The organism is Polaribacter sp. Hel_I_88 (genome assembly GCF_000687935.1).
Lineage (GTDB): Bacteria > Bacteroidota > Bacteroidia > Flavobacteriales > Flavobacteriaceae > Polaribacter.
This window is the reverse complement of record NZ_JHZZ01000001.1, coordinates 3,213,490-3,226,086: the sequence shown is the minus strand read 5'-3', so window position 1 is coordinate 3,226,086 and position 12,597 is coordinate 3,213,490. Positions and strand designations below refer to the sequence as shown.

Here is a 12,597-nt window from a genome sequence, read left to right as displayed (position 1 = left end):
CCTCATCACTTTTTTAAAATAATTTTCAAAAAATTAAACTACTTCTGAAAGTGCCTATTTAAAATTATCAGTGCTCAGAATCTTTTAATAATTCAGGAAATTTACTTTTAAATTTATTTAATCTTGGAATAGAAACTGCTTTTATATAACTTTGATTTGGGTTTCTTTTTTCAAAATCTTGATGATATTCCTCAGCTTTATAAAATTTAGTAAATTGAGTAACTTCAGTCGCTATTTTTCCATTATACTTTTCTTTATTTAAAGTAGCAATGGTGTTTTCAATAATTTTCTTTTCAGCATCATTCTGATAAAAAGCAATTGACCTGTATTGAGATCCATAATCTGGATGTTGCCCATTAACCGTTGTTGGATCATGAGAACCAAAATAAACAGTTACTAAAGTTTCAAAACTTACTTCTTTTGGATTGTAATACACAGCAACTGTTTCTGCATGACCTGTTTTTCCTGTATTGCTACTTTCATACGTTGGGTTTTTAGTATGTCCACCTGCATAACCAGAAACAGCCTCCTCTACTCCATGTACACTTTCAAAAATTGCTTCTACACACCAAAAACAACCACTTGCAAAATAAGCGATTTCAGTAGATTCTGTTGGTACGTAAATAGCTTTTTGATTTGTAGTTTCTTCTTTTTTAGAAAAACCCAAGCAAGAAATTAGTAATAATGATATTGCAATTGTAAATACTGGTTTTATAATCTTCATATTTAATATTAAATAGTTGTTTTTTAAAATAAAATTTGCCCCAAGAATAAACTAAAAATTCTTGGAACAAATTTCTGAACTTTTAATTCGATAACAAAATTCGAATTAATTTATTTGTCGGCTATAAATCTAACTTCATACAATTTGTTTACAACTTTAGCATTTTATTAAGAAACCAAGTTGTAAAACTATCAATAGAACCTTATTTTTGTTGTTCTATAATTAAAAATTATAAATCGTGTCTTTTTGAGTGCAGTCGAAAGGTTTATAAATTAGTTCTCGACTGCGCTCAAACAAACTTAAGTTAGTAAAATAATATGGAGCATTTTATAGTTTCTGCACGTAAATATCGTCCTCAAAATTTCGAGGATGTTGTTGGGCAACAAGCCATTACAAACACGTTAGAAAACGCTATAAAAAATAACCATTTAGCACAAGCTTTATTATTTACAGGACCAAGAGGAGTTGGTAAAACATCTTGTGCTAGGATATTGGCAAAAAAAATAAATCAGCAAGATGTAGAAGTATCCGCAGACGAAGATTTTGCGTTTAATATTTTTGAATTAGATGCTGCTTCTAATAATTCTGTAGATGATATTAGAAGTTTAACAGACCAAGTTCGTATTCCTCCACAAACAGGAAAATATAAGGTATATATTATTGATGAAGTTCACATGCTTTCTCAAGCTGCCTTTAATGCGTTCTTAAAAACGCTGGAAGAACCACCTGCTCACGCTATTTTTATTTTAGCAACCACAGAAAAACATAAAATAATTCCGACAATTTTATCTCGTTGTCAAATTTTTGATTTTAAACGAATTGGTGTTTTAGACGCAAAAAACTATTTAAAAGTTATTTGCGAAAAAGAAGCTATTACTGCTGAGGATGATGCTTTGCACATCATTGCTCAAAAAGCAGATGGAGCCATGAGGGATGCTTTATCGATTTTTGATAGAGTGGTTAGTTTTTCTGGTAAAAACTTAACAAGAGAAGCTGTTACAGAAAACTTAAACGTATTAGATTACGATACGTATTTTAATATGACAACGTTACTGTTGGAAAACAAAATTCCTGATGTTTTAAATGCGTTCAATACAGTTTTAGGAAAAGGGTTTGAGGGACATCACTTTATAAATGGTTTAGCAAGTCATTTTAGAGATTTATTAGTGGCTAAAGATAAAGTTACAATTGATTTGTTAGAAGTTGGAGATACTGCCAAAAAGAAGTATTTAGAACAATCTACCAAAGCAAGTATTCCTTTTTTAATGCAATCTATTAACAAAGCAAACGATTGTGATTTAAATTACAGAGCTAGTAAAAACCAACGATTACTGGTGGAATTAACCTTAATGCAAATTGCCTCTATCACTTTTGATGGAGAAAAAAAAAAGCCAGCTAACTACATAATACCTGCAACATTTTTCCAATCACTATCACCAGCAGTAAAAGAGATTGCAAAACCTTTAGAACAAAAAGTTGCGACTTCAACTCCTCAAAAAGCAGAAAAAGTTGAAGAGCCAAAACCAAAACTAAACAAACCTATTTTACAGTCTGTACAAAGACGATCATCATCACTTTCTTTAAAAAGTATTCACGAGAAAAAAGTTGAAAAAAAATCTGTAGTTGAAGAAAATTTCGACAATCACCCAAAAGATAGTTTTACAGAAAAAAAATTACAAGAATTTTGGAAAGATTATGTAGCCTTACTTCAAAAAAAAGGAGAACGAAGTATGGCATCCATTGTTGGCACAGATATTCCTAGATTAGAGAGTCCTTTTAAAATTTCTTTTACAGTACCTAATAAGTTAATGGAAGATCAATTTAAAAAAGGGAGACCCATGTTATTAAAATTTTTAAGGGAAAAATTAAATAATTATGGAATTAAAATTACTGTAAAATTGAATGAAACTGTAGAAAAAAAGTTTGCTTATACACCTCAAGAAAAATTTAATAAAATGAAGGAAATGAATCCTTTATTAGAAAAATTACGCCAAACTTTTGAGTTAGATTTGTAAGATAAAAGCGTTTTTATGAACCTTAAGAACAAGAATTTGTTTGCTTATACTACATATTTTTACTTTTGATGTGAAGTAAAAGTTTTATAACTATTAATTTTAAATACCTTTTATTTTCTTTTCATTTTTAACAGGTTCTGCATTTGTTTCTACTAAAGGTTCTTCATCTTCAATCTCTACTTTTTCTTGATCTATCTCAATTTTATAATCATCACCAACATCTTTTCCTAAATAAGATAATATTACACCACTCTTTTCTACATCAAGTTTTTCGAATTCAGGAATTAAATATAAACCCTCTCCTTTTTCAATAAATAAAGGAATTGATTTTTCTTCGTTTGCTAAAATTTCAAAAATCTTATCATATTCCTCTTGAGAACTTATGGAAACTTCCTTAATTGTAGGATTTTCTCTAAAAGCTTCACTTAAATTAATATAGTCATCTTTAGGTGTAAAAAACCCTTGTCTTTCATCTGTAGTAGCATTTATAACTTCTAATGAAGATGCTAATCTAAAAGCACCATGTTCGCCAAAAGCTTCAGAAAAATTAGTAAGCGCATATTTATTTACAGCATCATTTCCTGTTAATGCTATTAAATAACCAACGTCATTTAACTCGATATTATCAGTTAAATCATCATCGTAAATATTTACATTAATCGCTTCTAAATCATCTTCTATAGCTTTTTCTATAAAGGTTTTATTAGAATCAATTAAAACCACACGTTTGCCTTTATCACGTAAATAAGAAGCAATTAATCTTGATGGTTTAGAGGCTCCTATAAATAGAATCGCATTTGAACTTTTTAGAAAAACACCTACCATTTTTGCAAATAATCTTGCTGTTGTTGCGTTTAAAAGAACGGTTCCTAAAACAATCATAAATACAAGAGGTGTAATATATTCAGCTCCATCAACACCTTGTTTTAACAATTTACTGCCAAATAAAGAAGCAATACCAGCTGCTACAATACCTCTTGGACCAACCCAACTGATAAATAACTTTTCGTTAAATTGTAGTTTAGAATTTATAGTACTTCCAAAAACGGCTAAAGGTCTAATAATAAAAACTATAATTGCAAACAAAGCTGCTGTTTTCCAAGTATATAAAAGCATTAACTCGCTTATATTGATGTTTGCTGCTAATAAAATAAACAGAATAGAAATTAATAAAACACTTAAAGATTCTTTAAAATAAAGCAATTCTTTTAGGTTCTTTAGCTTTCCATTTCCTAAAACCATTCCCATAACAACGACTGCTAAAAGGCCTGATTCATGTGCAAAAACTTCCGATTCTACAAAAACTAACAATACTGTTGATAGTGAAACTACATTTAAAAGATAATGAGGAATCATTTTTTTGTTAACAGCATACGTTAAAGCATGAGCAAAAGTGAATCCAAATGTAGTACCGAAAAGTAATATTTTACCAAATTCGATCAAGGCTGTTTTGGTAAATCCTCCTCCTCCACCAACACTAATAAACTCAAAAACCAATACAGCCACTAAAGCTCCAATTGGATCAATTAAAATTCCTTCCCATTTTAAAACAGTTGAAACATCTTTTTTTAAGGGAATATTTCTTAAAATTGGTGTAATTACAGTTGGGCCAGTTACAATAATTAAACCTGCAAAAAGAAAAGAAATTTCCCAACTTAAATCAAAAATATAATGTGCTAAAATACCTGAACCAAAAAAAGTGATGGCAGAACCTAATGTAATTAGTTTGGTAATTACTGGGCCAACATTTTTAATTTCGTTTCTTTTTAAGGTTAAACCACCTTCAAAAAGAATAATACTAATTGCCAAGGAAACAAAATAATATAAACTATCTCCTGGAAATAAGCCTTTTTCGCCATTCCAAACAGGCTCTATCCACTTAGAACCATCTTCACTTAAATAAGCAGCAGCAATAGGCCCTACTAACAAACCAATTAATATTAAAGGTAAAATTGCTGGTATTTTAAATTTCCATGCAACCCATTGTGCCAATATTCCTAAAATAATAATTCCTGCTAATTCTATCATACGTTTCTAAAAACAATTAATTGTAAATTTAAGAATGTTTGCGCATCTTGAAAATAAAATGCACATTTTTTTTGCTTTATTATTGGGTTTTATAGGTTAAAATCTATTTTTAAATAAATTCCTTGAAACTATTTTATAAACAAACCTTTTAAAGCAAATAAAAACAGCTTTTAAAATGTATAAAAGCTGTTTTGTGACGTGGATTATATGGTAAATTAATTTTTACAATTGATATTTCTTAAAGTTGTAAAAATCCATAAAATTCTTTTTTAAAGTTTAAAAGAAAAGTTTAAACAACAAAAACGCGAACCTTCTTATTTTTCAATCTTACATTGTTCAATTCTTCAACCAATTTATTGGCTTCAGAAACTGGCACAGCAACAAAAGCACAATCTTGTTTCAGTTCAATAACTCCTAATTGATCTCTATTTAAATTACCTTGTTTAAAAAATAATCCTGCTACATCTCCTTTTGATATTTTATCTTTTCTACCTCCAGAAATGAATAATGTTTCCCAAAAAACAGGCTTTAATTTTTGTTTTGTATCAATATTTGCGTTCGTAAAACCTTTTATAAAATCGGGTAAATTTTCTTTTTCCCACTTTAACACATACGCAGTTCCTTTGGCATCCACTCTTGCAGTTCTTCCATTTCTATGGGTAAACTCCTCTAATCTTTCTGGCAATTCGTAATGAATAATATATTTCATTTCAGGAATATCAATTCCTCTTGCAGCCAAATCTGTAGCAACCAAAATGTTGCTTGTTCCATTTCTGAATTTAATTAAAGAACGTTCACGATCTCTTTGTTCCATGCCTCCTGAAAAAGTACTATGTGCTAATTTATGTTTCGTTAAAAATGCGCTAACATGATCGATGCTACTTTTTAAATTACAAAAAATAATACCTGGATGATTCCCAATATGTTTCAGCAAATCAACTAAGGTTTCATTTTTATTTTTTGATGAAGAAGTAACAATTTTAATATCTAATTTCTTCGATTTTTTGCCTGTTAAATAATTTAAAACAGTGGGTTTATCTAGTTGTACAAAATCAGGAACTGCTGCATCTTGTGTTGCTGATGTTAAAATTCGTCTGTTGATGTTTGGTAATTGGTTGATAATTCCTCTCATTTCATACTCAAATCCAACTTCTAGAGATTTATCAAACTCATCTAAAATTAAAGTTTTAATGCTATCTTTTGAAAAACGATCGTTCGCAAAATGATCCGAAATTCTTCCTGGAGTTCCTATTAAAATACTTGGTGTGTGTTTAATTTCAATTTTATCTTTCGCCATTGATCTTCCTCCATACACTGCATTTACTTTAAAACCAGTTCCCATTTCTCTAATAACTTGTTCAATCTGAATAGCTAATTCTCTTGATGGCACTAAAATTAACACTTGAATTTCTTCATTTTCAGGATCAATAAGTTTTAACGTTGGTAATAAAAAAGCCAATGTTTTACCTGTTCCTGTTGGTGATAATATAATAGTATTTGTTGTATTTTCAATTACTGAAATGGCTTCATTCTGCATTTCATTTAGCTCGTAGATATTTAATTTCGCTAAAATTTCTTCTTGATTCTTTATATCGTTTGCCATTTTGATTTTTATTTTAAGTGTTCTATAATTTCGCCAAAGATAGTTAGTCTAACATCAATAAAAGATTTTATATTCTTTACTTTTGTGTTTTAAAACAAAACTATGTTAGGCTTACAATTCGAAACTGAAACTTCTTGGGCAGAAATTGCCAAAGTAAATTTAGAACAAATACTTACAGATCATGCTTTTTTAGAACAAAAAGCAGCTTCAAATGCAGTATCAATCATTATTAATTATTCTGAAGAAACAGAATTGGTAAAAGAAATGAGCAATATTGCTATCGAAGAAATGCAACATTTTAAAATGGTGCATTTATTAATGGTAAAACGTGGAATGGTTTTAGGACGTGAGCAAAAAAACGATTATGCAATTCGATTGCAAAAGTTTTTTACAAAAACAAAAGATAGAACAAATGCCCTTGTGCAACGTTTGCTAATTGCTGCTTTAATTGAAGCAAGAAGTTGTGAACGTTTTAAAGTGTTCTCTGAAAATATGGAAGATGAAGAATTGCAAAAATTCTATAAAAATTTAATGATTTCTGAAGCTGGCCATTACACAACTTTTTTACAGTTTGCAAGACAATACCAAGATAGAGCAATTGTGGATGAAAAATGGAACGCCCTTTTAGCTTTTGAAGCTGAAATGATGAGAGAAAGAGGAAATGTGGCTAAAATTCATGGGTAGAATAGATTCAAAATTTAATATTTAAAATTCAAAATTCTTACTCAGAATTTTAAATCTTGAATTCGGAATTTTGAACCTTAAATTGTTTTAAATGGATTTTTTGAAAAAACTTTTCTTCGTAATTTTTATTCTATTGATAATTTATCTTTGGAATCGGTTTGTGATTACTATTATTATTAACAAGTTAATTGGTTTTCATAAAAAATATAATCCAGCGAATCTGCATAGGCAACCTATAAAATTTGTGGTTGATAACGAAACTAAAATTGTAAAATACATTCAATACTTTTATTGGTTTGCTGCAATTATCTTGTGCTGTCAATTATTGTTTTTTAAAATTGAATCTTAAACTTTACACCTTAAATTATTTTTAAATGTTTAGCAAAGAAGAAGCTGCACAATTACGTAAATTATTTTGGACGAGTTTTGGAAAATCGTTTCCAAGAAAATGGTTGTTGTACAATACCAAAATAAAAGGTTTCGCTTTTAAGTTTGTGGCTGATAGAAAAAAAGCCATGGTTTGTTTGGATATTGATCATCCAGAAGAAATTGCAAACGAATTACTTTTTGATCAAATGATTTCTTTGAAAGTTTTGCTAGAAACTGAATTGCCTGAAGTTATTTTTGATGATGCTTATGAATTGGAAAGTGGTAAAATTATCCATAGAATTTATGTTCCTTTTGATAAAAAATTTAGTATTTATAATAAAAATACTTGGAGAGATTGCTATGAGTTTTACATGGAAACAATGCCAAAGTTTGAGCTTTTCTTTTATGAATATGAAGATTTTATTAATCAAGCCATTTGATTATAAACTTGCTTTGCGTTAAGGATTGCAGCAATTGTTTGAGCTCTTTTTTCTATTCCAGAAAAAAAGCGAGATATTTCGTCTACGCTCAATACTGGCTCCAAGCCTGCCCAAGTTTTTTCAACTTGGGAACGCCCTAAAAAAATAATTATTTAATAAATGTAATACTTAATGGGTAATTTGGCTCTTGGTTATTACTAACTCTTATCGCATTTATAATCGGGAAAATTAAATAGAAAATTGAAATAACAATAATACCAAGAATTCCTAAACCGAATAAAATAATTAAGGGAATACAAACTAAAATATAAATAAACATGGATATTCTGAAGTTTATAATTCCTTTCCCTTGTTCGTCCATTTTATAAACTTCGTCCTTTTTTATAAGCCACAAAACTAAAGGCACAATAAAACCACCAATTCCTGTTACAAAATCTAATAATTGGCTTAAATGTGTAAGTACTAATAGTTGCTTGTCCTCTTTCATTATTTTTAATTTTAAGTTGATTCTTTATAATTATAAGACGTATAATTTTTTAATATGTTACAACTAAATTACTACTATTTTTTAAATAGCAGTAACTTTTTACAAACTACTACAAATTTAAACTACTTATTTACAGTAAAATAAACATTATTCCTATGTTTTAAGTTGATAAAAATATAAAATTTGATTGAGTTAACATCTCACTTATTTGAGCAACTTTTAACACGTATTTGCAACTAATTTTGTATTTGTAAAATACTAAGAACTTAAAATGACAGATATGGATTATTTAAATATGGAAAACCAAAAAGTGTTGCCTGTAGTTACTGAATTAAATGTTTTACTGGCAGATTATCATGTATATTATCAAAAATTAAGAAATTTTCATTGGAATATTTTAGGCAAGAATTTTTTTGATTTGCATAAAAAATTCGAGGAAATGTATAATGATACACGCCTAAAAATTGATGAAGTTGCAGAAAGAATTATTACTTTAAAATACCACCCCATAAGTAAATTATCTGATTATATTGAAGTTTCTAGAATCAAAGAATCTAGCCCTTTACTTTCTGACAAAGAAATGGTAGCAAATATTATTGATGATCATAAAATTTTATTAGAACAATTAAGTAAGGTTATTGATAGAGCTAACAAAGCTTCAGATGAAGGAACTGTAGATTTAATTGGTGCTTATATAAGACAATTAGAAAAATCTACCTGGATGTTAAATGCCTGGTCTAAAGACACAAAAGAAGAATTAAACACTACATTTGTTGAATAGTTTTAACAAATATTGAATTTCAAAAAATAATTAATTAATAAAAATAGCAGATACAAAAATGGATAAAGTAATAGAAAAATTAGAACTATGGAAAGATGTTTTTATAAAAAACATACCAAATATTGCAATTGCATTGGTAGTTTTAGTTATTGCTTACTTTGCTTCTAGAAACATAAGTTCTTTAATAAATAGGACAATTGGTAGCAAAATAAAACAAAAATCGGTTAGAGATTTAGTATCTAGAATTGCATCTGGTGTTATATTTTTATTAGGATTGTATTTTGCAATGACCATTTTAAAATTCGATGATACTTTAAAAACCATTGTTTCTGCTGCTGGGGTTTCTGGTATTGTAATTGGTTTGGCTTTGCAAGGAACTTTATCCAACACAATTTCTGGTGTTGTTTTATCTTTCAGAAAAAACTTAAATATTGGTAATTGGGTAGAAACTAACGATTATGCAGGTGAAGTTATCGATATCAATTTAAATTATTTTGTGCTAAAGGAAGCTGACAATAATATGGTTGTGATTCCTAACAAAATAATTTTAGAAAGTCCATTTAAAAATTATTCCTTAACACAAGAAATGCGAATTTCTGTAACATGTGGTGTGGAATATGGAGCAGATTTAGAGGCTGTTAAAAAGTTAACCATTGAAACCATTGGTACTAAATTTGATCAGAAAAAATTTGGAAAAGATGTAGAGTTTTATTTTACCGAATTTGGTGATAGTTCTATAAATTTTTTATGTAGATTTTGGATTGATGGTGAAAGAGCTTTGCATAGATGGCAAGCCCAAAGTACAGCCATCATAGAAATTAAAAAGGCTTTTGATAAAGAAGGATTCAACATACCTTTCCCAATGAGAACGTTAGAATTTGTACCAAATAACAATCTAAATATTACCAAAAATAACAATCAAGAAGAAGAAAAAGCAAAAAACGAAAAAGTTGAAAATGCTTAATTCTTTGAATATTGATTCTTAAACGTATCTAAAAGTCCATCACAAATTGTGGTGGACTTTTTATTTTTCTGATAAAATGTTTCCGTATTTTTGTACCATGATTAAAAATGATACTATTATAGCTTTGGCAACACCAGCTGGAGTTGGTGCAATTGCAGTAATTCGTCTTTCTGGAGAAGATTCAATTACAATTGTTGATGCTTTTTTTAAATCGATTAAAAAAGGAAAATCAATAAAAACGCAAAAAACACATACCATTCATTTAGGGCATATAATTGATAAAGGAATCATTTTAGATGAAGTTTTAGTATCGGTTTTTAAAAATCCAAATTCGTATACAGGCGAAAATGTCGTGGAAATTTCTTGCCATGGTTCTAGCTTTATCCAGCAAGAAATACTGCAATTATTTTTACAAAATGGTTGTAGAATGGCAGATAATGGCGAATTTACAATGCGTGCTTTTTTAAACGGAAAGATGGATTTGAGTCAGGCTGAAGCTGTTGCAGATGTAATTGCTGCGAATTCTGCTGCAAGTCATCAAATGGCAATTCAGCAAATGCGTGGTGGAATTACCAACGAATTAAAAGAATTGCGTACTCAATTATTAGATTTTGCTGCTTTAATAGAACTTGAACTCGATTTTTCTGGTGAAGATGTAGAGTTTGCAGACAGAACAAAATTTAAAGAATTAGTTTTAAAAATAACTTTTGTGTTGAAACGCTTAATAGATTCTTTTGCGTTTGGAAATGCCATGAAAAATGGAATTCCTGTTGCTATTATTGGCGAACCAAATGTGGGGAAATCTACACTTTTAAATGCGCTTTTAAATGAAGAAAAAGCCATTGTTTCTGATATTGCAGGTACAACAAGAGATGCCATTGAAGACGATTTAATTATTGATGGTGTTGCTTTTAGATTTATTGATACTGCAGGAATAAGAGAAACCATAGACGTTATAGAAAGTATTGGAATTAAAAAAGCCTATGAAAAAGCGGAGAATGCGCAGTTGATTATTTATTTAATAGATTCTAACAAATTCTCTTATGCTCAAGAAGAGTTTTTAGAAGAAATTGACATTATAAAAAAACGTTTTCCTAACAAACGACTATTAGTAATTGCTAATAAAATTGATACGTTAACTTGCCATGATTCTTCAATTCTACAATCGGAAATAGAAAATTTAATTTTAGTATCCGCAAAAAATAAAACAGGCATTGAGGAACTTAAAAACGAATTAACGTCTTTAGTAAACATTGGTGCTTTGAGTAATAATGAAACCATTGTTACCAATTCTCGTCATTTTGAAGCGTTAAATAATGCTTTAATGGCTATTTCGTCTGTTCAGCTAGGTATAGATTTAGAAATTGGTACCGATTTATTTTCTATTGATATTCGAGAATGTTTAAGACATTTAGGAGCTATTACTGGAAATTATGATGTTGATAAAGATATTCTTGGGCATATTTTTGGAAACTTTTGTATTGGAAAGTAAAAACATGAAATGTCCTTGTAATCCTACTAAACTTTATAAAGATTGTTGTAGAAAAGCACATCTAGACATTCGCTCTGTAACTTCAGCTGAACAATTAATGCGTTCTAGATATAGTGCTTTTGTTTTGGCTAATATTGATTATCTGCAAAAAAGTCATCATCCTAAAACAAGACCTAACATGCTTGAGAAAAAAGAAATGTTAACTTGGACAAAATCTGTAGAATGGGTGAAATTAACTGTTTTAAAATCCACCGAAAATACAGTTGAGTTTAAAGCTTTTTTTTATGAAAATAATTCTTTGAATGTAATACATGAAAATTCTTTTTTTGCAAAAGAAAATAATCATTGGGTATATAAAGAGGCTTTATAAGTTAGTGGAAAAGCAGTATTATTTCTTTTAAAAGCTTTATAAATTCTTAGTCTTCTAATAAAATAAAAATCCTAATTACTTTAATTTACTAGTAGTTTTTAAATTCTTTAACCAAATCAACAACAAAGTAAAAATCGTCTAAAGAAGAAAAAATAGCATCAGTATCTAATCTTATAAAATTATCTTTTAAAGTTATACTGTTACCACCAACGTTATTAATTTGAGCTAAAATCTTTATTTCAAATGACGAGTTGTCAACTTCTGATGAAATATTACTAGCTTTAAAATCAAAATTATCGATAGCCAATCTATTTTCAAACTCTATAATAATTGATGTTTTATTGGTGTTTTTCCCATCAGCAGATTTTATTAAAATTCCGATAAAACTATACGTAGCCAATTCATCAGTATAATTAATTACATAATGGGCTTGAGTTAGAGCACCTTGTTTACGTTCGTTATATTTTAGTACTGTTTTTTTTAGGATTGAAAACTCATTCCAAACTTTATCTATTGTATTTAAATTCATTTTTTTTAATATTCTTTTCTAGATGATTACAAATTTTATGTATTGAATAAAATTAGTACATATATTTCTATAAAATAAATCTACGAATTAAAACTAAATTTATTATGACAA

Annotated in this window: 12 protein-coding genes; 7 read left to right on the top strand and 5 right to left on the bottom strand. The window is 28.6% G+C overall.

The genetic code is table 11. The features are described 5' to 3' along the window. Window positions 1-67 precede the first annotated feature (67 nt). On the bottom strand, window positions 68-724 hold the full coding sequence (gene msrA, locus P161_RS0114260) for a peptide-methionine (S)-S-oxide reductase MsrA (protein ID WP_026777600.1): 657 nt from the start codon (window positions 722-724) through the stop codon (window positions 68-70). 317 nt (window positions 725-1,041) lie between these two features. Here msrA and dnaX point away from each other — a divergent pair, with 317 nt between their 5' ends. Beyond that, the gene (gene dnaX, locus P161_RS0114255; protein ID WP_026777599.1) at window positions 1,042-2,739 is read left to right on the top strand and encodes a DNA polymerase III subunit gamma/tau; all 1,698 of its coding nucleotides are present in this window, start codon (window positions 1,042-1,044) and stop codon (window positions 2,737-2,739) included. 99 nt (window positions 2,740-2,838) lie between these two features. Here dnaX and P161_RS18695 read toward each other — a convergent pair whose 3' ends face one another. Both P161_RS18695 and P161_RS0114245 read right to left on the bottom strand, forming a co-directional pair. Then, a complete protein-coding gene (locus tag P161_RS18695; RefSeq protein ID WP_081817046.1) occupies window positions 2,839-4,767 on the bottom strand; it encodes a sodium:proton antiporter in 1,929 nt (642 codons plus the stop codon). A 289-nt stretch (window positions 4,768-5,056) separates the two neighbouring features. Beyond that, window positions 5,057-6,370: a DEAD/DEAH box helicase gene (locus P161_RS0114245; protein ID WP_026777598.1), complete on the bottom strand. Its 1,314-nt coding sequence runs from the start codon at window positions 6,368-6,370 to the stop codon at window positions 5,057-5,059. Window positions 6,371-6,472: 102 nt separating this feature from the next. Here P161_RS0114245 and P161_RS0114240 point away from each other — a divergent pair, with 102 nt between their 5' ends. Then, window positions 6,473-7,054, top strand: a complete 582-nt coding sequence (locus P161_RS0114240; RefSeq protein WP_026777597.1) for a tRNA-(ms[2]io[6]A)-hydroxylase — start codon at window positions 6,473-6,475, stop codon at window positions 7,052-7,054. A gap of 374 nt (window positions 7,055-7,428) precedes the next feature. Beyond that, entirely contained in the window at window positions 7,429-7,863 is a 435-nt protein-coding gene (locus P161_RS0114230) for a DUF4268 domain-containing protein (RefSeq protein WP_026777595.1), read from the top strand. 148 nt (window positions 7,864-8,011) lie between these two features. Here P161_RS0114230 and P161_RS0114220 read toward each other — a convergent pair whose 3' ends face one another. Continuing rightward, window positions 8,012-8,350: a DUF4870 domain-containing protein gene (locus P161_RS0114220; protein WP_026777594.1), complete on the bottom strand. Its 339-nt coding sequence runs from the start codon at window positions 8,348-8,350 to the stop codon at window positions 8,012-8,014. 280 nt (window positions 8,351-8,630) lie between these two features. On the opposite strand from P161_RS0114220, the gene P161_RS0114215 reads away from it, so the two are divergent. From P161_RS0114215 to P161_RS0114200, 4 genes are all read left to right on the top strand, one after another. Further along, window positions 8,631-9,131, top strand: coding sequence for a Dps family protein (locus P161_RS0114215; protein WP_026777593.1), 501 nt, complete (start codon window positions 8,631-8,633; stop codon window positions 9,129-9,131). Between the two features lie 58 nt (window positions 9,132-9,189). Beyond that, on the top strand, window positions 9,190-10,095 hold the full coding sequence (locus P161_RS0114210; RefSeq protein ID WP_036841523.1) for a mechanosensitive ion channel family protein: 906 nt from the start codon (window positions 9,190-9,192) through the stop codon (window positions 10,093-10,095). A 97-nt stretch (window positions 10,096-10,192) separates the two neighbouring features. After that, a complete protein-coding gene (gene mnmE / locus P161_RS0114205; protein WP_026777591.1) occupies window positions 10,193-11,587 on the top strand; it encodes a tRNA uridine-5-carboxymethylaminomethyl(34) synthesis GTPase MnmE in 1,395 nt (464 codons plus the stop codon). Window positions 11,588-11,591: 4 nt separating this feature from the next. After that, window positions 11,592-11,957 carry a YchJ family protein gene (locus P161_RS0114200; protein WP_026777590.1) on the top strand — a complete coding sequence of 122 codons (366 nt, stop codon included), beginning with the start codon at window positions 11,592-11,594 and terminating at the stop codon, window positions 11,955-11,957. An 88-nt stretch (window positions 11,958-12,045) separates the two neighbouring features. Here the strand turns inward: P161_RS0114200 and P161_RS0114195 are convergent, their stop codons facing one another. Beyond that, on the bottom strand, window positions 12,046-12,486 hold the full coding sequence (locus tag P161_RS0114195; RefSeq protein WP_026777589.1) for a hypothetical protein: 441 nt from the start codon (window positions 12,484-12,486) through the stop codon (window positions 12,046-12,048). Window positions 12,487-12,597 lie beyond the last annotated feature (111 nt).

What these genes read in the sequence shown, in the direction of transcription:
- msrA (WP_026777600.1), bottom strand. Translation starts at nt 724, where the DNA reads ATGAAGATTATAAAACCAGTATTTACAATTGCAATATCATTATTACTA.
- dnaX (WP_026777599.1), top strand. Translation starts at nt 1,042, where the DNA reads ATGGAGCATTTTATAGTTTCTGCACGTAAATATCGTCCTCAAAATTTC.
- P161_RS18695 (WP_081817046.1), bottom strand. Translation starts at nt 4,767, where the DNA reads ATGATAGAATTAGCAGGAATTATTATTTTAGGAATATTGGCACAATGG.
- P161_RS0114245 (WP_026777598.1), bottom strand. Translation starts at nt 6,370, where the DNA reads ATGGCAAACGATATAAAGAATCAAGAAGAAATTTTAGCGAAATTAAAT.
- P161_RS0114240 (WP_026777597.1), top strand. Translation starts at nt 6,473, where the DNA reads ATGTTAGGCTTACAATTCGAAACTGAAACTTCTTGGGCAGAAATTGCC.
- P161_RS0114230 (WP_026777595.1), top strand. Translation starts at nt 7,429, where the DNA reads ATGTTTAGCAAAGAAGAAGCTGCACAATTACGTAAATTATTTTGGACG.
- P161_RS0114220 (WP_026777594.1), bottom strand. Translation starts at nt 8,350, where the DNA reads ATGAAAGAGGACAAGCAACTATTAGTACTTACACATTTAAGCCAATTA.
- P161_RS0114215 (WP_026777593.1), top strand. Translation starts at nt 8,631, where the DNA reads ATGGATTATTTAAATATGGAAAACCAAAAAGTGTTGCCTGTAGTTACT.
- P161_RS0114210 (WP_036841523.1), top strand. Translation starts at nt 9,190, where the DNA reads ATGGATAAAGTAATAGAAAAATTAGAACTATGGAAAGATGTTTTTATA.
- mnmE (WP_026777591.1), top strand. Translation starts at nt 10,193, where the DNA reads ATGATTAAAAATGATACTATTATAGCTTTGGCAACACCAGCTGGAGTT.
- P161_RS0114200 (WP_026777590.1), top strand. Translation starts at nt 11,592, where the DNA reads ATGAAATGTCCTTGTAATCCTACTAAACTTTATAAAGATTGTTGTAGA.
- P161_RS0114195 (WP_026777589.1), bottom strand. Translation starts at nt 12,486, where the DNA reads ATGAATTTAAATACAATAGATAAAGTTTGGAATGAGTTTTCAATCCTA.